We start from the raw sequence: 23,883 nt of genomic DNA on the forward strand, positions 1-23,883 counted from the left end.
ATACATACGTCCACGACGTCTGGTGTTTGAGTATCCATTGCCTGTATGTCCTGTGCTTTGCACTTTCTGTCATCCGATAACGGGGAGACCGCAAGAACCGATACGCTCGATTATGTTCACTTTATTTGGTAAACCTCATACCCACATTGATTGCGCAACAAATTCATCAGAATTATTTGAAGAAAAATCAATAAAAATGCACAATCGAGCAATAACGAGCATGGAAGACTGACGCTAATTTCGTTGATGAGGACTCAATCATGAACCACGCTGTACCCGACATCGCTTTTTTGCATGAGCTTGCTGATGCGGCAGACAAACAGACATTGCCGCGTTTTCGTTCGCAGTTAAATCTGCATGTAGACACAAAACCGAAAGAGGGTTATCGCTTTGATCCTGTGACCGATGCGGACCGCGAAGCTGAACGCGCTATTCGCGCCATCATTGACACCCGCTATCCTGACCATTCAATTATGGGCGAAGAATTCGGGATCACCGGAAGCGGGCCGTTGCAGTGGGTGCTGGATCCCGTTGACGGTACCCGGCCGTTCCTGTGTGGTATTCCGGTATGGGGAACGCTCATTGGCCTGACCGTTGAAGGCCGTGGGCATCTGGGCATGATGAGCCAACCGTTTACCGGTGAACGTTTTTGGGCAGATGGCAGGCAAGCCTGGCGCAGTGGCCCACAGGGAACCGCTCCACTTAACACCCGCAAAGGCCTCTCTGTGGATCAGGCGATTTTACACATCACCTCTCCAGAACCTGTTTCCCGTTTCCCGGAGGTTAATTTTGCTGCGCTGGATGACGCCGCGCTAATGACACGTTACGGCGGGGAGTGCTATGCCATGGCGATGCTGGCTGCCGGACAGATTGATCTCTGCCTGGAATACTCCCTACAACCCTATGATATTGTGGCGTTAATCCCAATTATTGAGCAGGCAGGCGGCGTCGTAACCACTTTAAGCGGTGGTCGTCCTGAGGCGGGCGGGCATATTCTGGCGGCGGGTAGCCCCGAGGTTCATGCTCATGCGCTGAAACTGCTTCATAGCTAAATCGGTTAAGCCTTGTTCATCGTATGCTAAACGCCTGAGCATTTGTTACAGGTTTGTTAGCATAATTCGATAATCGCATTATCCGTATCCCTTGCTGAACCTTTGCCTTTTTATGGGCAAAGGTTTTAATTTCACGTCAACAAGGCAAATTCAATTTTGTGATAACTTAACACGTTGATAACACTTCGTTGTGAAACTGCCCAGATGATTTTTGAAACAGCGTTTTCATTTTCCTTTTGCCCGATTTTCATCGTATAATGGCATTCTATTCACTCTTGAATGGTTTCAGCTCATTGAACTGTAAAACTCAACCATTACATTATGACTTTCCCGGCTGGGCTGAAACACAGGCACACATTACTCTGCACGCTTTTTTGATGTCACCTATCCTTAGACTGTGGCATCGCAACTTTCGTAACACAGGTTTGACTCCGAAGCTTCGCACTAACCGGAGCGTGATTTCCATATCCTTCTCAACTTAAAGACTAAGACTGTCATGAAAAAGACCAAAATTGTTTGCACCATCGGTCCGAAAACCGAATCCGAAGAGATGTTAGCAAAAATGCTGGACGCAGGAATGAACGTAATGCGTCTGAACTTCTCTCACGGTGATTATGCTGAGCACGGCCAGCGCATCCAGAACTTGCGCAACGTAATGAGCAAAACCGGTAAAAAAGCGGCGATTCTGCTGGACACTAAAGGTCCGGAAATCCGCACAATCAAACTCGAAGGCGGTAATGATGTTTCGCTGAAAGCGGGCCAGACTTTCACCTTCACCACCGACAAAACGGTTATCGGCAACACGGAAACCGTTGCAGTAACCTACGAAGGTTTCACCAGCGATCTGCAGGTTGGTAACACGGTACTGGTCGACGACGGCCTGATCGGCATGGAAGTCACCGCCATCGAAGGCAACAAAGTCATCTGTAAAGTACTGAACAACGGTGACCTGGGCGAAAACAAAGGCGTTAACCTGCCAGGCGTTTCCATCGCTCTGCCAGCGCTGGCTGAAAAAGATAAACAAGACCTGATCTTCGGCTGCGAACAAGGCGTTGACTTTGTTGCTGCCTCTTTCATCCGTAAGCGTTCTGATGTGGAAGAAATTCGTCAGCACCTGAAAGCGCACGGCGGCGAGAACATCCAGATCATCTCTAAAATCGAAAACCAGGAAGGTCTGAATAACTTCGACGAAATCCTCGAAGCCTCTGACGGCATCATGGTTGCGCGTGGTGATCTGGGCGTAGAAATTCCGGTTGAAGAAGTGATCTTCGCGCAGAAGATGATGATCGAAAAATGTATCCGCGCGCGTAAAGTGGTTATCACCGCGACCCAGATGCTGGACTCTATGATCAAGAACCCGCGTCCGACCCGTGCTGAAGCAGGCGACGTGGCGAACGCCATCCTTGATGGCACCGACGCAGTCATGCTGTCTGGTGAATCCGCAAAAGGTAAGTACCCGCTGGAAGCTGTGACCATCATGGCGACCATCTGCGAACGTACCGATCGCGTCATGACCAGCCGTCTGGATTTCAACAACGACAGCCGTAAACTGCGTATCACCGAAGCGGTGTGCCGTGGTGCGGTTGAAACGGCTGAAAAACTGGATGCCCCGCTGATCGTGGTTGCAACCCAGGGCGGTAAATCTGCACGTGCAGTACGTAAATACTTCCCGGATGCCACCATCCTGGCGCTGACCACTAACGAAACCACCGCACGTCAGCTGGTACTGAGCAAAGGCGTTGTCGCGCAACTGGTTGAAGAAATCGCCTCTACTGATGATTTCTACCGCCTGGGCAAAGAACTGGCCGTACAGAGCGGTCTGGCGCAGAAAGGTGATGTTGTGGTCATGGTTTCCGGCGCACTGGTCTCCAGCGGCACCACCAACACGGCATCTGTACACGTCCTGTAATAATACCCGGACGAATATTCGTGTTTAAAAAAGCGCCTTCGGGCGCTTTTTTTATATATCAGAAGTCACCCCGAATAAAAAAGCAAATCGGATTTCACTATTTAAACTGCTTATTATCTAAGATGAATCCGATGGAAGCTTGCTGTTTTATCACACTTTTTTTAACGTTTTATTCAAAGTCGGTGTTTCTTTGAGCGAACGATCAAATTTAAGTGGATTCCCATCAAAAAAATATTCTCAACATAAAAAACTTTGTGTAATACTTGTAACGCTACATGGAGATTAACTCAATCTAGAGGGTATTTATAATGAATCGTACTAAACTGGTACTGGGCGCGGTAATCCTGGGTTCTACTCTGCTGGCTGGTTGCTCCAGCAACGCTAAAATCGATCAGCTGTCTTCTGACGTTCAGACTCTGAACGCTAAAGTTGACCAGCTGAGCAACGACGTGAACGCAATCCGTTCCGACGTTCAGGCTGCTAAAGACGACGCAGCTCGCGCTAACCAGCGTCTGGATAACCAGGCTCATTCTTACCGTAAGTAAGAGTACCTGTGATGAAATGGCGCACATTGTGCGCCATTTTTTTATCTGCGATTTACACTTCCCTGTTTTTTACTGCGTCACGGTCTTCCCGCTTTCTTCCGTATTTACCTCTGCGCTGGCATCACGATTCTGTGCCGACACAACGCTTTCCGCTGTTACCTTGCCGCTTTTGTTCGCCGGAATGGCGACGGGATAACCCGCACGTCGGTATAACGCTTTGTCTATCAGCGCCCTGTCACCTCCCCCCTGCTCTATGGTGCTCGCCAGGCCTGCCGGGAAAGAGATAGGCAGCGTCTGCGTATTCTCCCCGACGTTCTGCGACAGAGGTCGATGTACCTCGATATAGTGGCGTCCATCGGGTTCTACGGCGTATTTGACCGGCTCGTTAAGGATAGTGACCCGCGTACCGGTATTCACCTGTGAGAACAGTGACTGAATATCCGCAGCGTTCATCCGCATGCACCCTGAACTGACACGCAGCCCTACGCTGTCAGGCGCGCTGGTACCATGGATGAGGTATTCGCCGTTGCCTATCCCCAGACGCAGCGCATAGCGCCCCAGCGGGTTATTTGGCCCGGCGGGTACCACAGCGGGCAATTCAATGCCTTGCGCCAGCGAACGCGCGCGGATGCCTGCGGTAGGCGTCCAGGTCGGGTTGGGGATCTTCTGGCTGATACGGGTGGTTGTGACCGGCGTTTCAAGCCCCTGCTGACCAATCCCCAGCGGGAAGACCTGAACGATATCTTTGCCGGGTGGATAATAATACAACCGCAATTCAGCAAGGTTAACAACGATCCCGTCCCGTGGCGTATCCGGTAGCAGCATTTGCGACGGAATGGTGACGACCGTACCCGCTCTGGGTACCGGTGCGATAGTGTTATTGGCTTCGATAATCAGCATTGCCGCCGTGTCAAAGTGCCGGGCAATAGCCTGTAGGTTTTTATCGCTCTCCTGAACGGTATAAGTCTGGTTTTGACCGATAAGACGACTTCCGGCCGGTGGGAGCGGATAATCCACAGCCCAGGCCATCTGAATAGCGCTAAAAGCGCCAATAAGAGACAATGTTATAGTAGACGCGCGTTTCATGCTGGATGTCCTGTATCACGGCAGAGGCCGAAAGCTGAATAACCAACGAGGCGCGGATGCACCTCGCGTAACAGGATGAAAGCTGTCTATTTAGTTTAGCTAATGTTGGCGGCTTTGGAGCGAATTGCGCGAATCATCGCTTCCAGCCCCTGAGAACGGGATGGAGTAAGGTGTTGAGTCAAAGACATCTTTTCAAACCACGGGCGCACATCGAACGCCAGGATGTCCTGCGCGGTCATCTGCTGGTAAAGAATGAACACAATGGCAATAAGCCCTTTGACGATGGCTGCATCGCTATCGCCAGCCAGCTCAATCACGCCTTCGTCATTACGGCGCATGATAATCCAGACCTGGCTCTGGCAACCCTGAATAATGTTTTCCGGATTGTGCGCCTCGTCGCTGAGCGCAGGCAACCGCTGCCCCAGCTCAATGATGTACAGATACTTCTCTTCCCAGTTGGCACAGCGCCCAAAGTTGCGCAGTAGTTTGTCTCTGTCGGGTAAAACGGCCATGTATGCCTCTCTGTTAGCCCAGCAACTGATGAATACGTTTCAGGCCAGCCACCAGACGATCCACCTCTTCTTGCGTGTTATACATCACCAGTGACGCACGACACATTGCCGGAACATTATAAAAAGCCATCAGCGGCATGGCGCAATGATGCCCTGTTCGCACGGCCACACCATAATTATCAAGGAAGCTCCCCACATCATAGGCATGATGTTTGCCGAGGTTAAAGGCAATGACCCCCAGACGATCCTGCGGACCATAGAGCGTTAAATCGGGCACATCCGCCAGCGCATTCAGGGCATAGCGCATTAGCGTCTGCTCATAGTGAGCAATCGCGTCCAGCCCAAGGCCGCTGACATAATCGAGCGCGGCCCCCAGACCAATAATTCCCCCTGTATTGGGCGTTCCCGCTTCGAAACGCCACGGCGCTTTGGCATAGGTTGTCCCTTCGGTCAGACTCACGGTGGCAATCATAGAACCGCCACCTTCCCATGGCGGCATAGCCTGTAAGATGTCCTCTTTGACATACAGCACGCCGATCCCCGTCGGGCCGTAGAGCTTATGGCCTGAGAAAACGTAGAAATCGCAATCCAGCGCCTGCACATCGACCGTGTGATGCATGATGGCCTGCGCGCCATCAATCAGCACTTTCGCGCCATGTTGATGGGCCAGCGCAATCATTTCCGCTACCGGATTTTCGGTTCCCAGCACATTGGAGACCTGTGTGACCGCCAACAGCCGCGTACGCGCATCAAACAAGCCAGGCAGCGCCTCACGTTGTAATGTTCCGTCGATATTGAGCGGTATGACGCGCAGCTCAGCACCGACGCGCTCACACAGCATCTGCCACGGCACGATATTCGCGTGATGCTCCATGGCGCTGATGATGATATTGTCGCCCGCCCGCACCTGACTGTTGCCCCAACTGTTGGCTACCAGATTGATGCCTTCGGTGGTGCCACGCACGAAAACCAACTCTTCTGGTATCCGGGCGTTCAGGAAACCGGCGACTTGTGTGCGAACCTGTTCCATGCGCTGCGTGGCTTCGGCGCTCAGGGTATGGATCCCTCTGTGCACCGCCGCATAGCCGTGGCGAAAAAACTCCGCTTCGGCATCAATAACCTGATTCGGTTTTTGCGCGCTGGCTGCACTGTCCAGATACGCCAGCGGCACCCCGTTAACTTCACGCGTCAGGACCGGGAAATCGGCGCGTACGCTGTGAACGGAAAAACTCATGCTAAGCCTCCCGCAAGGCGTTGGCCAATGCGCGCCAGCACCTGCTGCCTGAGCGCTTCGTCGCTGATCGCTTCGGTGAGCTCAGCGGCGAAGGCGTAAATGATCATCTTCTGTGCCGCCTGCTGATCAATGCCACGCGAGCGCAGGTAAAACATCTGTTCATCGTCAATACGACCGACCGTTGCACCGTGGCTACATTTCACGTCATCAGCATAGATTTCCAGCTGCGGTTTGGTGTCCACTTCCGCCAGTCGTCCCAGCAACAGGTTGTTGTTGGTCATCTGTCCATCAGTTTTAATGGCGTGTTGCGCAACGTTGATCAGCCCGTTAAACACGGCACGACCTTTGTCGCTGACAATGGTTTTGTGCAACTGGCGACTATTGCAATAACCTTTATTGTGCTCAAGCCAGGTGCGGGTATCACACACTTCTGATTTCACCGGCATCGCCAGGCTGTTCATACGCAGCGTGGTATTTTCACCGTTGAGTTGAGTACTGGTATTGTGGCGTAACACCGCGCCGCCCAGCAGGAAGCTATGACTGTGCGCCGCTGCATCCGCGCCAAGACGCATGTCGTTATGCGCAAAGTGGTAGCTTTCCGGGTTTTCAAAAGCCAGTTTGACATGATGCAGTTGGGCGTTCGCCGCCACGTCCATGGTCAGCCGCGCGCCGGTGAAATGGCGATGCGTATTCAGACTGACATAATGTTCGTAGACTGTCGCTTCGGCCCCTTCGGCCAGTGAGATATGGTGGCGGTAATGAGCCGTATTCATCTCAGCCCCGCCCAGCCCCTGGGTGATATGCATCAGCAGAAGCGGCCTGGTCGCCCGCTGATTACGACCGACGCTAATATGAGTGATGCTTTGCGCAAGGCTTTCTGTTAAGTGTAAAAACACCTCCGGCTGCACCGGGGCCTGCAAAGTCTGACGGTCATCGTTAATGGTCACGGTGAAGCCAGAACCGGCTATATCGTCACTGAGCGTCGCGTTGTAATACCCATCCACAAACACCAGGCGTAGGGCATCAACCGGCAATGCGAGTGCATCACACTCTTGTGCGCTCAACGCACCCGCCGTGGTCACAAACTGGCTATTTAGCAAACCGTCGAGCGGTGTGTATTTCCAGTTTTCGTGTTTACGCGTCGGCAGCCCTAAACGCAGCATTTGTTGCAGATGCTGTTGCGCCTGCTCTGAGCGCGCCCCACCCTGTTGCTCAAACAGATGATGCCACTGTTGCAGCGCGTTACTGCTGTTCTGTAAGCCAGCCATAACCTTGCTCCTCCAGTTGCTTAACCAGTGTGAAATCACCGGATTTCACAATGCGCCCCTGATACAGCACGTGGACATAGTCCGGCTTGATGTAATCCAGGATCCGCTGATAGTGCGTCACAATAATGAAAGAGCGCTTATCATCACGCAGCGCGTTAACGCCATCGGCAACGATTTTTAGCGCGTCAATATCAAGCCCGGAGTCGGTTTCATCAAGAATGCACAAATCAGGCTCCAGCACCGCCATCTGCAGGATATCGTTACGCTTCTTCTCGCCACCGGAGAAACCAACGTTAACTGAGCGCGTCAGCAGGTCTTCCGGCATTTTGAGCAACTTGATTTTGTCTTCCATCAGGTCCTGAAAATCAAAGCGGTCCAGCTCGTCCTGCTCACGGTATTTGCGTACGGCGTTAAGCGCCGTTTGCAGGAAGAATTGATTACTGACGCCAGGAATTTCTACCGGATACTGGAAAGCCATAAACACCCCTTCTCCGGCGCGATCTTCCGGGGAGAGTTCGAGCAAATCCTTACCTTTGTACTCGACGCTGCCGCCGGTAACTTCATAATCTTCACGTCCTGCCAGCGTTGCGGATAGCGTACTTTTGCCGGAACCGTTGGGTCCCATAATCGCGTGCACTTCCCCCGGACGCACATCCAGGCTCAGGCCACGCAGAATCTCTTTATCTTCAACGCTTACCTGCAGGTCTTTAATACTTAACATGTGTATTCCTTAATTCTTAACCGACGCTGTGTTCAAGACTAATAGCCAGCAATTTTTGTGCTTCAACAGCAAACTCCAGCGGCAACTCGGAGAACACGTCTTTACAGAATCCATTGACGATCATTGAAATGGCATCATCTTCGCTGATACCACGCTGCAGGCAGTAGAACAGTTGATCTTCCCCAATCCGTGAAGTGGTGGCTTCATGCTCCAGTTGCGCACTGTTATTGCGGCACTCCACATACGGGAAAGTATGCGCCCCGCAATCCGGGCCAATCAGCATGGAGTCGCACTGGGTGAAGTTACGGGCGTTGGTGGCGCCCGGCATGATCTTCACCAGCCCGCGATAGCTGTTCTGGCTATGACCGGCAGAGATCCCTTTCGAGATAATGGTCGATTTGGTGTTTTTGCCGATGTGTATCATCTTGGTGCCCGTGTCCGCCTGCTGGTGACCACTGGTGAGCGCCACGGAGAAGAACTCACCGATGGAGTTATCGCCGCGCAGGATGCAACTGGGGTATTTCCAGGTGATAGCTGAACCGGTCTCCGACTGTGTCCAGGACATTTTGCTGTTCTCGCCTTCGCACAGCGCACGCTTGGTCACGAAGTTGAGGATACCGCCAGTGTTGTTATCGCCGGGGAACCAGTTCTGCACAGTAGAATATTTCACTTCTGCATCTTTATGGATGATGACCTCTACCACGGCCGCATGAAGCTGGTAACTGTCGCGCACGGGTGCGGAGCAACCTTCGATATAGCTCACGTAGCTGCCTTCATCCGCGATCAGAATGGTGCGTTCGAACTGACCGGTTTTTTCGGCATTGATGCGAAAATAGGTCGACAATTCCATCGGGCAGCGCACCCCTTTCGGGATGTAGATAAACGTACCGTCAGAGGCGACCGCCGCATTCAACGCCGCAAAGAAGTTGTCATTGGAGGGCACGACGGTACCCAAGTATTTTTTCACCAGCTCAGGATGGTCATGAATGGCCTCACCAAACGAGCAAAAAATAATACCCTGTTCGGAGAGTTTTTCCCGGTAGGTGGTGGCAACAGAGACGGAGTCAAAAATGGCATCGACCGCCACTTCGCGCCCTTCACGGACCGGCACGCCCAGTTGGTTAAATGCCGCTTCCACTTCGTCAGTCAGGAAAGAATTTGCGCCAGTTTGCTGAACGGCCCCCGGCTGCGAAGCACAGGTATCATCACAACTTCCGCAGGAAGGCGCGGAATAGTAGCTGTAATCCTGATAATCGAGTTTCGCGTAATGGGCTTTCAGCCAATGCGGCTCTTCCATCTCGAGCCAGGCACGAAATGCGCTCAGGCGAAACTCCAGCATCCATTCAGGCTCGTTACGTTTGGCTGAGATCGCCCGCACGACATCTTCATTAATGCCTTTCGCCAGTTCGTCAGTGGTTAGCCGGGTAAAAAAACCCTCTTTATAATTGAGGTTCCCGGTCCAGGTTTTGACATCATCTGTTGCTTCAGTATTACGAGACATAGTACCGCCTATACCCCAAAGCTTTCGCCACAGCCACATTCATTCTGGGCTTTCGGGTTATGAAATTTGAATAACTGGTTTAAACCTTCGCGCACATAGTCCACTTCGGTGCCGTCAATAAATGGCATCGCCGCGAGCGGCACGTAGAGTCGTGCACCCTCACTTTCAAAAAGCAGGTCGTCTTTATCCGGCTGCGTGACGGTGTCCAGCACATAACCAAAACCTGCGCATCCGGTCTGTTTAATGCCCAGCCGGACACCCAGCAGGTCAGGTTGCTTACGGGTTAATCCGCGAATATGTTCTGCGGCGGCGGGTGTCATCGTTAGCCCGCGCCAGGAAAAGTCTGCCGGGTCGAACGTCTCTGATTGCAATTCCATAGTTCTACCTCACGTCATACATCATGAAGGACATAACACTATGTTAGTGATAATGATTATCACTTCAACCTCTATTCCGAAGGGTTATTCGTGTACTGCCCGTTTTTTAAGCTCATGGTATAAGCATAGACTCTGTGCGAAGGCTTTACAGATAAGTGAAAAATTGTTTAATGATTTGATAAATAATAGCTATTTTCAGCGGCAAGGAAGGTCTGTCTGCGTCAGTAAAAGATGTATAGGTAATACCTATTTTTGAGATAGGGAGCTAAAAATGGGATCTTCGAAAACTTTTCCTGATATCAGAAAGTTAACTGCATCACAAAATGCATAATCAACGAGATACGGCACATTTAACCGCCAGCAGAACAAATGCTCATTGCCTACTTCGGGAAAAAAGATGGGTCGATATGCCCCATTTCTCTACGGTGAGCCCTTTTTCCGGGCAGGACAGAACTGAATAAGCGCCATTTAAATGCGCGTACCGCTCAAAATGGTCTGCATTATTCCCCACCAGGGTATTGATAACTGACTGGATAACGTGCCCGTGGGAAACAACGCACACATTGCTTTGCCGGGCTGACAAGACTGACAGCGCGTCAAGGACTCGTTGAGTGGCATCCTGTAGTGCTTCGCCATTTTGCGGCCCGATAGCCAAACTGCCGGAAAGCATCGCCTCAGCCTGCGCGCGCTCTTTCTCTGTCAGTTCGCTAATGCGTTTGCCTTCTAACTCGCCGAAATGACGTTCGACAAGGGCAGGATTAAGGTGCAGCGGGCAATCTAAGTGCGAGGCAATTTGCCCGGCTGCGGTCACTGAACGGCCCAAAGGTGAAGCGATGACAGAGGTAATGGATTTGTCTGCCAGATCCCGACACAGTGCAGAGATCTGCCTGATACCGACCTCCGTAACCGGGCTATCAAGGTGCCCCTGAATTCTGTTTTCAACATTCCAGACGGTTTCACCGTGGCGGACCAGATAGATTTTCATCACACACCACAAAAAGTGAGGGTTGGGGAAACGATGTTATTTAATCAATGCTCGCAGTCAATGCAGCAATTATGAAATTCAGTATGTTTTTTAAAACCGCTGTTGTTTTACACAGGAAAAAAGCACCGGGGCGGCGCGCCAGATAGCAAAAATTCGACGCAGAATAGTGATGCGCCGACGACAGGTCCACGGTTTGCCCTTCCGTATGGCGAAATAACAAGACACAGTTATGCATAGTTTTCATACGCGAAATGAATGCATTACGCAGGTCTTATAATGATAAGATGCCTAAATAGTGTCTCTACCCAAAGTGGCCGTCATCATGCGTTGGTTCCTGGGCATTCTTGCCATTGTCATTATCTTTGCTGTCCTCGTTATCCGCTCCCGATTAAAAGATACCGATGACGACTATTAATCCTGACCCTGGCATCAAAAAAGTGGAATCGGGAGCCTGCCCGGACATTGCAATAAGGCCCGTTAAACGCAGGCCTTAATGCTATTCAGGATTGCAGCGTTGCCAGTCGGGCGGCAAAACCGACAAAAATAAGACCAATTAAAGAGTTGCCAAGTTTTGCGAGACGTTTTTTCGTTTTCACAAACTGTGTCACATAGGACCCGGAGATAATCAGGAAGCTGAAATAACAGACGCTGATTAACTCCAGCGTACTGGCCAGAATAAAGAACGCCATTCCCGTGTTGGTATAATGGATGTCGATAAACTGCACGAAAAACGACACATAAAACAAAATTGCTTTCGGGTTGGTCAGGCTCAGTACCAGCGAACGCTTGAAGATATCGCCCTTATGTACCTCATGCTCACTCACGCTTTTTCCCTTACGAGAAAGCGTACTGTAGAGCATTTTCACCCCCAGCCAGAGCAGGTAAAACGCGCCAAGATAACGGACCAGATTGAACAATACTGGCGTTGTTTTGATAAGTGTTGCCACCCCCATATAGGCGAGGAACATCAACACCGCATCGCCGATAAACACGCCCGCAGCAGCGACATAGCCATTTTTCAGCCCACCCGCCACGCTGGTTTTGAGCACAAAGAAGGTATTCGGACCAGGCACTAAGATAATGAAAATCGCCCCGATAAAATAAGACCAAAAACTGATAACACCATATTCGGCAAACACTTTGCCTCCTGCAAATACCGTTAAAGCCGATGAGCGGCCTATGCTACAAGAGCTGGCGGAGAAACTAAAGCGCAGGAAGACGCAAAAGGCCCGCCGAAGCGGGCACAGATTTTCCGTTAATGGTGAAGCATCTCATCAACAATCTGATCTTTTTTAAGCTGATAAGGGTAATAAGTTGGCCAGTTGTCCATCTCTTTTAGCAGCGCCTCCTGAGAGGTATTACCCATAAAAATATGGAAATGCGTGGAAGTGCGCGGTGCAATAATATGATCGCTAAACTGCACAAACTTTGGCGCCTTACTGCTGGCATCTTTACATTCGAACAGGTAACGCACGCCCTTCTTGCCGGAGGTATACGTCAGGATTTTATGCCCGGCGTAATCATATTTACAGGCGCTCACATTGTCGCCAACATGGAATTCCATCACCCCATTTTCAATACCGATTGTATCGATATCGGTGGCATATCCCTTGCGGTAGTATGCTTTCAGTTCATCGAACGATTTACGCTTGTCTTTCTCTGCCTTTTTCCGCAACACCGGATCCAGATCGCCGCTTTGCAGATAAGGATAGAGAGACTGCCACATACCGTCCCAGTCGGTCAGCTTTCTGTCCCTGACATCGCTATCGTTAAATTCACCGTTCGCCGCTTTTTCCTCTATTTTACTCAACGGTTTCCCGTGTGAATGGTGACCATGAGAAAAGGCATTCGCGCTTACTAAAAGCGTCCCCAGAACTATCGTTGTTTTTGCAAAATGGCTGACCAAAATCCGTCCCTCGGTTTACGAAAAGAAATGATGTTATGTTATAATATAACATTATTCAAGGTGTAAAATTTCCCTGTTAACGTTACGTGCTGCCCCCTGCTTATCGGATGGAAATTTTGCCACTGCCTGCTATAAACCAATGGTCAGGTTTTAACCACTTCGTCATCACTTCTGAGGTTCTTTTATCATGTCGATAGCCAAAGCACACAGCTTAAAGCAAGTTTATCAGATGCTTAACTCAGGGAAGTACAGTGAAATCGAACTGGCGTTCGATGTTGACGCGGATGCGTTTTTCCAGCTCTCAACCGAATATTGTGACGACGGCGCGAAAATTACCCGTCATGAAAATCACTTCGTCATTAAGCTCAAAAAAGTGGCGATTCCGGAGCTCGATTAATACGCTATCGCCGCGAAAATGTGACGTTTCGCGAAAGGCGCAGTGTTCTGCTCCGTAAGCAATATCGGCAGATCCATCGTGGGTGGATGGGGGACGATGTCGTCTTTTGTCAGGAGAAAAACTGGCGGAGTCCGTTCTGGCGAACCAGTAACCGGCCGGCTGTGCGCCGACCGGGGGCAGGAATTACAGGTACAGCGAAGCTTCTCCTGGCGGGCGGGTTTTGAAGCGACGATGGATCCACAAATACTGTTCCGGCGCGCGCAGAATCTCACGTTCAATGACTTTATTGATATAGCTTGCGGCTTCGTGTTCATCTTTCGCCGGGTAATCGGTCATCGCCTTGCCGATATGCAGCGAATAACCTGAGCGATCCACCTTACGCACCATGGTCACCGTCAACATTGAAGCTCCGGAAAGACGGGATAACACATAAGTACCGTTGGTGGTTGCCGCGTTTTCGACAGAGAAAAATGGCGCGAAGGTGCTGCCCTTGCTGCCGTAATCCTGATCGGGGGCAAACCAGACGGCCTCGCCTTTTTTCAGTTCGCTCACCAGACCTTTCAGATTACGTCTGTCGATCATCGATTTATTGGAACGCATACGGCCTCGCGTCTGCACCCACTCCATCAACTCGCTGTTATGCGGACGGTAGGTCGCCATCATCGGCTGACACAGCCCCATCACGCGGCCGCCGAGCTCCAGCGACATAAAATGGACACCGACAACCATCACGCCACGCTGGCTTGCCTGCGCGGCAACAAGGTTCTGGTAACCTTCCACGTCGAACCAGCGGCGCACCCGGCTATCAGACCAGAACCAGGCCATACCGGTTTCAAACAGCGCCATGCCGAGCGACATGAAGTTTTTCTCAATCATTGCTTCGCGGAGTTCATCGCCCATATTTGGAAAGCAAAGTTCCAGATTGCGGCGGGCAATACGTTCGCGACGTTTAAGAAAAGGACGGGCTAATTTTCCGAGGGTTTCTCCCAGACGGGAGAGAAGAGGATAAGGCAGTTGAACGAGCAACCAGAGCAGGCCAAGCCCGGCCCATGTGCCCCAATGGCGTAGATGTAAAAACGCCCGTTTAAACGATGAATGCATTATTGTTACCTGTAAGCCTGTAGGGAGTAGCGCTTAAGGAAACAACGAATCACTTCATTAGGTCTTTATGCGTTACAGCGTCTGGCTTCGATGGCCATCGAAGCGGTTTTCAAACCCGCCCAATATAGCACGAATGGACAAGTCTGAATGTGAAAATGAATGAAGAAAATATGAATTTTTGCGACAGGTTTCCCTGTCGCAAATTTATCTCAGATGACCGCAGTGGTGAGGCGCGAAGTGCAGCATAATTTATCCTGCTCATCGTAAATATCAATTTGCCATACCTGATGTCGGCTACCGGTATGCACTGCACGGCAGACGCCGCGCACACGCCCGCTCCGTGCGGAACGAATATGATTGGCATTCACCTCTATACCAACCACTTTCTTCTCACCTTCGGTACATAAATATCCGGCAACGGAACCCAGCGATTCCGCCAGCACCACAGAAGCGCCGCCATGCAGCAAACCAAACGGCTGATGTGTGCGGCTATCAACCGGCATTGTTGCTTCCAGCGAGTCGTCATGAATTGCAATAAAACGGATATCGAGCAGTCCTACCATATTGCCCTCGCCCATCGCATTGAGCGCGTCAAGGGTTACCTCACGTTTCCAGATCATCCTATTATCTCCAGTAGCGCCTGCAACGGATGGCGTACGCCATTTCCTTCCACGCGTTTCACCTGGCTGCGACAGGAGTAGCCTGTCGCCAGACAGCGGCTACGGGGTAAACGTTGTAGCGCCTGATGCCAGGACAACTCGTAAATCCCCAATGAGTTAGCGTGGTTCTTGACTTCATGTCCATAGGTTCCTGCCATGCCGCAGCACCCTACGCTGACGTTTTCCAGCTTCGCGCCCAGACGGGCAAAAATGGACGTCCATTGCGAAACGGAAGCAGGCAGCGCTGTCACCTCAGTACAATGGCCAAACAGGTACCAGGATTCACCGCTGATGGCGCGATTCTCACGTCCTTCCAGTGCAGAAGGCAACCATTCGTGTACCAGCATGACGTGAAAATCGCCACGCTTCTCACCGAGCGTCTGCTTGTATTCATCCCGGTAGCAGAGCACCAGCGCCGGGTCGACGCCCACCATCGGCATGCCCAGTTGCGCAACCCGGTTGAGAAAATCCGAGGTTTTCTGTGCGGTTTTCGCAAAACGCTGCAGGAAGCCTTTGATATGCTGCGCTTTGCCATTCGGCGAAAAGGGCAGGACAACGGGTTGGTAGCCCAGTTTTTCCACCAGACGAACGAAATCGGCCACCACTTGCGCATCGTAGTAACTGGTGAATGGATCCTGCACCACCAGCACCGTAGTGGCTTTTTCCGCATCGCTCAATGTTTCAAGCTGTTCCAGCGTCAGGTTCGCCGAACGGTGGCCAATCATCTGCCGTTGTAATGAGGGAACAGACAACAGCGGCAGATCCACCATGCCAATATGTTTTTGTGAAAGCGAACGCACCCACGGCTGGCTCATAAAGAAATTGAACGTTTTCGGCGCCCGGGCCATCAACGGCGCGTAGCTTTCCACGGTCGCAACCAGGTGATCGCGCAGCGGACGCAGATAGCGTGTGTGGTAAAGTTGCAGGAAGCGAGAGCGGAACTCCGGCACGTCTATCTTGATCGGGCACTGGGTCGAACAGGCCTTACAGGCCAGACAACCCGACATAGCCTCTTTCACCTCATGCGAAAAATCATACTCGCCGTGACGCGCATGCCAGCTGTTGCGGGTACGCTCAATCAGCGAACGCAGGCTGGCGCGTTTTTCCGGCATCTCTTTTTCCAGCTTCACCGGGTCGATACCGCGATCGGCCAGCAGACGCAGCCACTCGCGCACCAGCGTGGCGCGACCTTTCGGTGAATGGATACGATCGCCGGAAATTTTCATTGACGGGCACATGGGGCTTTTGGCATCGAAGTTGAAGCACAGGCCGTTGCCGTTGCACTCCATCGCCCCACGCCAGGATGAGCGCACGGCAATCGGGATTTGCCGGTCGAAGCTACCGCGCTTCACGTCATCTACCTGCTTCATCGGGGCATCAATCCCCGCAGGGGGACAAATTTTACCCGGGTTGAGACGGTTTGCCGGGTCAAATGCAGCCTTCACTTTGCGCAGCTCTGCGTACAGTTCCGCACCAAAGAACGCCGGGCTGTATTCGGCGCGGAAACCTTTACCGTGCTCACCCCACAGCAAGCCACCGTATTTGGCCGTTAACGCCACCACATCATCGGAGATTTTCTTCATCAAAACCTCCTGTTGCGGGTCACACATGTCGAGCGCAGGACGCACATGCAATACGCCCGCATCCACATGACCGAACATGCCGTAGCTCAAGCCATGACTATCAAGCAATGCGCGAAACTCGACGATGTAGTCCGCAAGGTGTTCCGGTGGCACACAGGTATCTTCTGCGAACGGGATCGGTTTTGCCGCCCCTTTCGCATTGCCCAGCAGGCCGACGGCTTTTTTACGCATCGCGTAGATACGCTCAATGCCCGCCAGGTCGTCACAAATCTGCCAGCCAATCACCCCGCCCGCCCCTTCCGCCATCAGGGAATCCAGGCGAGCGCACAGAGAGGTAACCTGCTCATTAATTAACGCCTCATCATCACCGGCAAACTCGACAATATTCAGACCCAGCATGGTCTTATCCGGCACATCGGTGATGAGTTCATTTACGGAGTGCCAGATGATGTCTTCGCGCGCCAGATTGAGGACTTTTGAATCGACCGTTTCAACCGACAGTGCGCGCGCTTCCACCATAAACGGGGCATTACGCAGCGCGGAGTCGAACGAATCGTATTTCACATTTACCAGACGACGCACTTTCGGCAGACGGGTGATATCCAGCCGCGCTTCGGTAATGAATGCCAGCGTTCCCTCCGAGCCCGTCAACACGCGGGTCAGGTCAAACTCGGTCATCTCATCATTGAAGACATGGCGCAGGTCGTACCCCGTGAGGAAACGGTTGAGTTTGGGGAATTTATCGATAATCAGTTGACGGTTGTCCCGGCAACGTTCGAACACGGTGCGGTAAATGCGCCCCACTGCGGTATTTGCTTTACCCAACGTCTGCGCCAGTTCAACGGGTACCGGTTGGGTGTCCAGAATATCGCCGCCAAGCAATACGGCCCGCACGCCGAGGACATGGTCGGACGTTTTTCCGTAGACCAGCGATCCCTGACCGGAAGCATCGGTATTGATCATGCCACCCAACGTCGCACGGTTACTGGTGGACAGTTCCGGCGCGAAGAAATAGCCGTAGGGTTTAAGAAACTGGTTGAGTTGATCTTTGATGACGCCCGCTTCAACCCGCACCCATCCTTCCTCAGGATTAATCTCCATAATGCGGTTCATATAGCGGGACATATCAACGATGATGCCCTGGTTCAGCGCCTGACCGTTTGTGCCGGTGCCGCCGCCGCGCGGTGTGAACACCAGCGACTGAAAACGCGCTTCCGCCGCGATGCGTGAAATTAAGGCGACATCAGAAGTAGAACGGGGAAAGACAACGGCATCGGGTAGCAATTGGTAGATACTGTTGTCGGTCGCCATGGTCAGCCTGTCGGCATAACTTGTGGCGGTATCGCCGGTAAAACCTTGTTGCTCCAGTGCCTGTAAAAAATTCAGCACCAATTGAACGACACCCGGTGCCTGAGAAATCTGTGGGATCATTACTCTTGACCCTGCCTGACTGTTAGTAGTTGTGAATAGTTAATCGTTTGCTTGCAGCATCCATCGTTGTATCACATTTTTTTCTTATGCGCCCACCAGAATTACGGGCAGAATCAGACTGTCAAAAACCGCTGAAATCATTAATCATTATCTTTACTGATTTCGCATCCTCTCACTTAAGGTGATTACGTTTTATGGCCTTTCAATCGCAGTCCCGGGATGTACCGCAGGTGATGCTGTCGGTACTGTTTTTAGCCCTTATGATCATCGCCTGTTTGTGGATCGTTCAGCCTTTTATTCTTGGTTTCGCCTGGGCGGGTACCGTGGTTATTGCCACCTGGCCGGTGCTTCTGCGCGTACAGCGCGCGCTGTTTGGTCGCCGCTCACTGGCAGTCATCGTGATGACATTATTATTAATTCTGCTGTTTATTCTTCCGGTCGCGCTACTGGTTAATAGCCTGGTGGATAACAGCGGTCCGGTCATTCAGGCCATTACATCGGGTGAAATGACACCGCCGACCCTGGAGTGGCTGAACAGTATTCCGCTGATCGGCGACAAGCTGTATAGCGGCTGGCACAACCTGCTGGATATGGGCGGCAGCGCGATACTTGCCAAAGTACGCCCTTATGTCGGCACGACCACCACATGGTTTGTCGGTCAGGCGGCACATATCGGTCGCTTTATGTTGCATTGTGCCCTGATGTTGCTATTTAGCGCTCTGCTGTACTGGCGCGGCGAGCAGGTCGCACAGGGGATTCGCCATTTTGCCTATCGTCTGGCGGCCAGGCGCGGCGATGCTGCCGTTCTGCTGGCCGGGCAGGCCATCCGTGCTGTCGCGCTCGGCGTGGTTGTCACCGCGCTGGTGCAGGCGGTACTGGGAGGGATTGGCCTGGCGGTGACAGGAGTGCCATACGCCACGCTGTTCACAGTCATTATGTTGATGACGTGTCTGGTACAACTGGGCCCGCTGGTTGTGTTGGTGCCTGCAATTATCTGGCTCTACTGGAGCGGCGACTCAACATGGGGCACGGTGTTACTGGTCTGGAGTTGCGTGGTCGGCACGCTGGATAACTTTATCCGTCCCGTGCTGATTCGTATGGGGGCCGATCTGCCGATGATACTGATTCTTTCCGGCGTTATTGGCGGTCTGGTGGCATTTGGGATGATCGGGCTGTTTATTGGTCCGGTGTTACTGGCTGTTTCATGGCGACTCTTTTCCGCCTGGGTTAACGAAGCGCCCATGCCAGGGCCGGAGGAAAATGACGCGCTGGAAGAGATACACGATGCAGATGATACCCGCATATGATACGCCAGCTTCGATGATTATGAAGCACTGCTAATCATTTATTTACTGTCCCTCCCGTGCGCAAGCCTCCTGACAGGAGGTTTGCGCCGTTTTCCCCGCAAAATCTTAACCGCCGTTTAACTAATGAGACGAATCTGATCGACGCTAAAATCCCGGATGGCCTACTATAAGGTCACGGTTATAAATCAACACCTTGATTTATAAGCATGGAAATCCCCTGAGTGAAACAACGAATTGCTGTGTGTAGTCTTTGCCCATCTCCCACGATGGGCTTTTTTTTATCCCTCAAACAGGCGGTGAGGCAGGTGAACCTGCGGGGAAGAACTCTGTGACGCGGTTACGTCTGTCGCGTCTCATCGGGGGGCATCCTGAATCGTCCATACGGCAAATAGTAAGAAGCCGATAATGATAAGCCACCTCATACATTAACGCCTGTCATGACAGCACAGTCTACGGCGGGGCTGGTGTAATCAAAATGCATGATGCCTTCCCCTTTGCTGTCCTGGATATAGATGTTGTACGCCTTCCCGTCATATTTAAAATGGACAAATTCGACGGCATCCAATGTGCTGTCCCAATGGTCAAAGACATTCAGGCCTTTTATCGTGCGAACCGTTTTGCCATTCACTGCTATATCCAGTGTGGTATTGGCTAATTCAGCATGGTTGTAATCATATTTTATTACACTCATACCGTTAATACAGATAACGGATTCCTTCGTCAGCCAATTCCCATTAACCGGACCAGCTATAGCTGCGCAGGAATAAATACAGGCGGTTAACAATAATAACAATCGCGTCATAGTTCTACCTTAATTGCCGCCAGTGTTGAACCACATTCAGACATAAAAGTGTTATATGCGTCTTCGCTATGTATTCTGAGGGCCTTTTCCCCCTCATCACATAACTGCGCCAGCGTATTTTCATAAGCATGATATTCGCGGGTAAGCTCTTTCAGGCGTGCAATGACTGCCGCTAACGTATCCGTTTGATAGAAATTCATTTTGCGCCATCCGTGTTGCTAAAGTGCGCACCGTTGCCGGTAACAGCACAGGTTCCGTTATCAAGTAGCGCGCCAATCGGCAGATAATCAAAGGCCAGATGCGCGGTACTCACATCCTCTCCGTCGCACGCTTTAATATGATCGTTATACGATGCGCAGCCGTTAAGCGCGATGCAGGAGAGCACGGTCGCAATCAGCAATAAACGTTTCATGGCATTTACCTTAATTGAGATGAGATCATTGGGATGCGTGAATAGAAGATTCTCGCATCTCGATATAAATAACCTGACAGAGTTTTCTGACTGACCGATCGCAAAATGTATCCGTAACCATCAGCAGGCAGGCTGTCGTTATTTTTTTGCAGTTCTGGTAGCCAACTAAAATAAAAGCGCAAGGTATGAGCATGGCAATGCAGCCACATTCATACAGCTTTACGCGGTCGCGCAGATTCCCTGAAAAAACGAAAAGAAAAATATATCTGACGCAGCACATGCGATCAGAGGCATCTGCAAAGGACAGGCTGGAGTATTTAAATCGTGCAGATGTGTTAAAACGAGGCCAGTGTAATTCGATTGCTGACACATCTCTAAGGTAAGCGTGCGCAAACACATTTTGTTTCAGCTAAGAATTTACTTATTCCAGCCGGATTTCCGCCATAAAAAAAACCCACTTCGGAAGAAGTGAGGTTTTATCGTAAGGGAGTAATGGATTATTTGTTCAGTTCAGCCAGCGTCAGCCAGGTTTGAACCACGGTGTCCGGGTTCAGGGAGAGGCTATCGATCCCCTCTTCCATCAGCCAGGCCGCGAAGTCTTCATGGTCCGACGGACCCTGCCCACAGATACCGACATATTTGCCGTGTTTTTTGGCAGCGCGAATGGCCATCGACAACAGGGCTTTCACCGCGTCATTACGCTCATCAAACAGCTCAGAAACCACACCGGAGTCACGGTCCAGCCCCAACGCCAGTTGCGTCATGTCGTTTGAACCGATAGAGAAGCCGTCAAAGTGCTCCAGGAACTGGTCAGCGAGCAGCGCATTCGACGGGATCTCGCACATCATGATGATCTTGAGTCCGTTTTCACCACGCTTGAGCCCCTGACGTGCCAGCTCTTCCACCACCGCTTTCGCCTGCTCAACGGTACGGACAAACGGGACCATGATTTCCACGTTGGTCAGCCCCATTTCGTTGCGCACACGCTTCACCGCCTCACATTCCAGCGCGAAACAGTCACGGAAACTGTCGGAGACATAGCGACCGGCACCACGGAAGCCGAGCATCGGGTTCTCTTCGTCCGGTTCGTAACGTTCACCGCCGACGAGGTTGGCATACTCGTTGGATTTAAAGTCTGACAGACGCACAATCACCCGTTTTGGATAGAATGCCGCCCCCAGCGTTGCGATGCCTTCGGTCAGACGTCCAACATAAAACTCTTTCGGCGAATCATAACCTTTCATGATTTCGCGGATTTCGTTTTGCAGTTTCACGTCCTGATCGTCAAACTCCAGCAATGCACGCGGGTGCACGCCGATCATACGGTTGATAATAAATTCCAGGCGCGCCAGGCCGACACCTTCATTCGGCAGACAGGCAAAATCGAACGCTCTGTCCGGGTTGCCCACGTTCATCATGATTTTGAGCGGCAGCGCAGGCATTTCATCAATGCTTGAGCTTTTCACGCTAAAATCGAGCATCTCGGCGTACACATAGCCCGTGTCGCCTTCGGCGCAGGAGACGGTCACTTTATCGCCATCTTTCATACGTTCCGTTGCATCGCCACAACCGACGACCGCCGGGATCCCCAACTCACGAGCGATGATGGCCGCATGGCAGGTACGACCGCCACGGTTGGTGACAATCGCTGCCGCTTTTTTCATGATCGGTTCCCAGTCCGGGTCGGTCATGTCAGTCACCAGCACATCACCCGCTTCGATGCGATTCATTTCGCTGATATCGTGAATCACTTTCACCGGGCCTGCGCCAATGCGCTGGCCAATCGCACGCCCTTCGGCGATGATTTTGCCCTGCGCATGCAGCGTATAACGCTCCATCACTTTACCGCGAGAGCGCACGGTCTCCGGGCGCGCCTGCACAATGAATAGTTTGCCAGTATGGCCGTCTTTCGCCCATTCAATGTCCATCGGCCGGCCATAGTGTTTTTCAATCTGCACAGCCTGTTTCGCCAGCTCCTGCACTTCCTCGTTGGTCAGCGAGAAACGATCGCGGTTAGCCTGTTCGACGTCTTCGATACGCACCTGTTTGCCATGCTCCTGGGTTGGTGCATAGACCATGCGAATTTTCTTCGACCCCATCGTGCGGCGCACGATAGCCGGACGCCCAGCCGCCAGTGTTGGCTTATGAACATAAAATTCATCCGGGTTGACTGCACCCTGTACCACCATTTCACCCAGCCCCCAGGCCGCGGTGACAAATACCACCTGATCAAAGCCGGATTCCGTATCGATAGAGAACATCACGCCGGAAGAACCGATGTCTGAGCGCACCATCCGTTGCACCCCGGCAGAGAGCGCAACACCGCGATGATCGTAACCCTGATGCACGCGGTAAGAGATCGCACGGTCATTGAACAGGGAGGCGAAGACGTGCTTCACCGCCACCAGCACGGCGTCATACCCCTGCACGTTCAGGAAGGTTTCCTGTTGGCCCGCAAAGGAGGCGTCTGGCATATCTTCTGCCGTTGCGGAAGAACGCACCGCAAAGGATGCCTGCTCGTCATCAGCAGACAGTTTGACATATGCCTGATGGATCGCATCTTCGAACGCCGGCTGGAACGGGGTATCGACTATCCACTGGCGAATCTGCGCGCCAGCTTTCGCCAGCTCGGAAACGTCGTCAATGTCCGTTTTATCCAGCAGGTCATAGATGCGCTGATTCAGGCCGCTTTGATCGAGAAACTGGTTAAACGCATCGGCAGTGGTAGCAAACCCATTGGGTACGCTTACGCCCATACCGGACAGATTAGTAATCATCTCACCAAGGGAGGCATTTTTGCCCCCAACTCTGTCTACATCATTCATGCCGAGTTGGTCATACCAAAGCACCAGCGGAGACGAGCCATTGTTGGACATCTAAACAATCCTTTTGTGATATTTGAATGGGGTAATAAAGCATTTACTACCTTTTCATCCTGGCATAAATATTCCGGCTGAAAAAACGGTGAATCGTTCAAGCAATTTAAATTTTTGTCTTTTCGGACACTTTCCCGTCAACGATTCCGTATTCGATAATCGGAAAATCCTCAAAGTCATTCTTTTTTTAAGCGCATAATAAAAATGAACCATACTTTT

General features: G+C 51.8%; 22 protein-coding genes and 1 other RNA gene. 6 read left to right on the forward strand and 17 right to left on the reverse strand.

Going from position 1 to position 23,883, the window contains the following annotated elements; all coding sequences use genetic code 11:
* Window positions 1-260 precede the first annotated feature (260 nt).
* The 3 genes from IP582_RS14730 to IP582_RS14740 all read left to right on the forward strand — a co-directional run bounded on the left by IP582_RS14730 (window position 261) and on the right by IP582_RS14740 (window position 3,506).
* Entirely contained in the window at window positions 261-1,052 is a 792-nt protein-coding gene (locus tag IP582_RS14730; protein ID WP_193793646.1) for an inositol monophosphatase family protein, read from the forward strand.
* Between the two features lie 496 nt (window positions 1,053-1,548).
* Window positions 1,549-2,961 carry a pyruvate kinase PykF gene (gene pykF, locus IP582_RS14735; protein ID WP_041851575.1) on the forward strand — a complete coding sequence of 471 codons (1,413 nt, stop codon included), beginning with the start codon at window positions 1,549-1,551 and terminating at the stop codon, window positions 2,959-2,961.
* Between the two features lie 308 nt (window positions 2,962-3,269).
* Entirely contained in the window at window positions 3,270-3,506 is a 237-nt protein-coding gene (locus tag IP582_RS14740; RefSeq protein WP_007374746.1) for a major outer membrane lipoprotein, read from the forward strand.
* A 69-nt stretch (window positions 3,507-3,575) separates the two neighbouring features.
* On the opposite strand, the gene IP582_RS14745 is transcribed toward IP582_RS14740, so the two are convergent.
* From IP582_RS14745 to zinT, 10 genes are all read right to left on the reverse strand, one after another.
* Window positions 3,576-4,592 carry a L,D-transpeptidase family protein gene (locus IP582_RS14745; RefSeq protein WP_193793647.1) on the reverse strand — a complete coding sequence of 339 codons (1,017 nt, stop codon included), beginning with the start codon at window positions 4,590-4,592 and terminating at the stop codon, window positions 3,576-3,578.
* A 95-nt stretch (window positions 4,593-4,687) separates the two neighbouring features.
* Window positions 4,688-5,104: a cysteine desulfuration protein SufE gene (gene sufE, locus IP582_RS14750; protein WP_193793648.1), complete on the reverse strand. Its 417-nt coding sequence runs from the start codon at window positions 5,102-5,104 to the stop codon at window positions 4,688-4,690.
* Window positions 5,105-5,117: 13 nt separating this feature from the next.
* A complete protein-coding gene (gene sufS / locus IP582_RS14755; RefSeq protein ID WP_193793649.1) occupies window positions 5,118-6,338 on the reverse strand; it encodes a cysteine desulfurase SufS in 1,221 nt (406 codons plus the stop codon).
* Window positions 6,335-7,606 (reverse strand): Fe-S cluster assembly protein SufD, encoded by a 1,272-nt coding sequence (gene sufD / locus IP582_RS14760; protein WP_110295474.1) that lies wholly within the window; start codon window positions 7,604-7,606, stop codon window positions 6,335-6,337. Before sufD ends, sufS begins: the two co-directional genes overlap by 4 nt.
* Window positions 7,581-8,327, reverse strand: a complete 747-nt coding sequence (gene sufC / locus IP582_RS14765) for a Fe-S cluster assembly ATPase SufC (RefSeq protein WP_041851580.1) — start codon at window positions 8,325-8,327, stop codon at window positions 7,581-7,583. Before sufC ends, sufD begins: the two co-directional genes overlap by 26 nt.
* A 16-nt stretch (window positions 8,328-8,343) precedes the next feature.
* Window positions 8,344-9,828: a Fe-S cluster assembly protein SufB gene (sufB, locus tag IP582_RS14770; protein ID WP_193793650.1), complete on the reverse strand. Its 1,485-nt coding sequence runs from the start codon at window positions 9,826-9,828 to the stop codon at window positions 8,344-8,346.
* An 8-nt stretch (window positions 9,829-9,836) separates the two neighbouring features.
* On the reverse strand, window positions 9,837-10,205 hold the full coding sequence (gene sufA / locus IP582_RS14775) for a Fe-S cluster assembly scaffold SufA (RefSeq protein WP_193793651.1): 369 nt from the start codon (window positions 10,203-10,205) through the stop codon (window positions 9,837-9,839).
* A gap of 373 nt (window positions 10,206-10,578) precedes the next feature.
* Complete coding sequence (locus tag IP582_RS14780) at window positions 10,579-11,190, reverse strand: histidine phosphatase family protein (protein WP_193793652.1); 612 nt, start codon at window positions 11,188-11,190, stop codon at window positions 10,579-10,581.
* A gap of 500 nt (window positions 11,191-11,690) precedes the next feature.
* Window positions 11,691-12,329, reverse strand: a complete 639-nt coding sequence (leuE, locus tag IP582_RS14785; RefSeq protein ID WP_193793653.1) for a leucine efflux protein LeuE — start codon at window positions 12,327-12,329, stop codon at window positions 11,691-11,693.
* A 116-nt stretch (window positions 12,330-12,445) separates the two neighbouring features.
* The gene (zinT, locus tag IP582_RS14790; protein WP_193793654.1) at window positions 12,446-13,096 is read right to left on the reverse strand and encodes a metal-binding protein ZinT; all 651 of its coding nucleotides are present in this window, start codon (window positions 13,094-13,096) and stop codon (window positions 12,446-12,448) included.
* A gap of 187 nt (window positions 13,097-13,283) precedes the next feature.
* Between zinT and IP582_RS14795 the strand changes: the two genes are divergently transcribed.
* On the forward strand, window positions 13,284-13,493 hold the full coding sequence (locus tag IP582_RS14795; RefSeq protein ID WP_041851586.1) for a hypothetical protein: 210 nt from the start codon (window positions 13,284-13,286) through the stop codon (window positions 13,491-13,493).
* 183 nt (window positions 13,494-13,676) lie between these two features.
* Here the strand turns inward: IP582_RS14795 and lpxP are convergent, their stop codons facing one another.
* From lpxP to IP582_RS14810, 3 genes are all read right to left on the reverse strand, one after another.
* On the reverse strand, window positions 13,677-14,594 hold the full coding sequence (gene lpxP / locus IP582_RS14800) for a kdo(2)-lipid IV(A) palmitoleoyltransferase (protein WP_193793655.1): 918 nt from the start codon (window positions 14,592-14,594) through the stop codon (window positions 13,677-13,679).
* 209 nt (window positions 14,595-14,803) lie between these two features.
* Window positions 14,804-15,214 carry a 1,4-dihydroxy-2-naphthoyl-CoA hydrolase gene (gene menI / locus IP582_RS14805; protein ID WP_079498111.1) on the reverse strand — a complete coding sequence of 137 codons (411 nt, stop codon included), beginning with the start codon at window positions 15,212-15,214 and terminating at the stop codon, window positions 14,804-14,806.
* Entirely contained in the window at window positions 15,211-18,267 is a 3,057-nt protein-coding gene (locus IP582_RS14810; RefSeq protein ID WP_193793656.1) for an FAD-binding and (Fe-S)-binding domain-containing protein, read from the reverse strand. Before IP582_RS14810 ends, menI begins: the two co-directional genes overlap by 4 nt.
* Window positions 18,268-18,461: 194 nt before the next feature.
* Between IP582_RS14810 and ydiK the strand changes: the two genes are divergently transcribed.
* Together ydiK and rprA are read left to right on the forward strand one after the other, a co-directional pair.
* Window positions 18,462-19,574, forward strand: coding sequence for an AI-2E family transporter YdiK (gene ydiK / locus IP582_RS14815; protein WP_193793657.1), 1,113 nt, complete (start codon window positions 18,462-18,464; stop codon window positions 19,572-19,574).
* 174 nt (window positions 19,575-19,748) lie between these two features.
* Window positions 19,749-19,856: antisense sRNA RprA (rprA, locus tag IP582_RS14820), an RNA gene on the forward strand.
* Window positions 19,857-19,992: 136 nt separating this feature from the next.
* On the opposite strand, the gene IP582_RS14825 is transcribed toward rprA, so the two are convergent.
* The 4 genes from IP582_RS14825 to ppsA all read right to left on the reverse strand — a co-directional run bounded on the left by IP582_RS14825 (window position 19,993) and on the right by ppsA (window position 23,664).
* Window positions 19,993-20,376, reverse strand: a complete 384-nt coding sequence (locus IP582_RS14825) for a hypothetical protein (RefSeq protein WP_110295468.1) — start codon at window positions 20,374-20,376, stop codon at window positions 19,993-19,995.
* Window positions 20,373-20,576, reverse strand: a complete 204-nt coding sequence (locus tag IP582_RS14830) for a hypothetical protein (protein WP_041851592.1) — start codon at window positions 20,574-20,576, stop codon at window positions 20,373-20,375. The genes IP582_RS14825 and IP582_RS14830 overlap by 4 nt, the downstream gene beginning before the upstream one ends.
* Entirely contained in the window at window positions 20,573-20,788 is a 216-nt protein-coding gene (locus IP582_RS14835; protein ID WP_041851593.1) for a hypothetical protein, read from the reverse strand. The genes IP582_RS14830 and IP582_RS14835 overlap by 4 nt, the downstream gene beginning before the upstream one ends.
* A gap of 497 nt (window positions 20,789-21,285) precedes the next feature.
* Window positions 21,286-23,664, reverse strand: coding sequence for a phosphoenolpyruvate synthase (gene ppsA, locus IP582_RS14840; RefSeq protein WP_193793658.1), 2,379 nt, complete (start codon window positions 23,662-23,664; stop codon window positions 21,286-21,288).
* Window positions 23,665-23,883 lie beyond the last annotated feature (219 nt).

This window comes from Citrobacter sp. BDA59-3, assembly GCF_015167655.1.
Classification (GTDB): Bacteria; Pseudomonadota; Gammaproteobacteria; order Enterobacterales; family Enterobacteriaceae; genus Phytobacter; species Phytobacter diazotrophicus.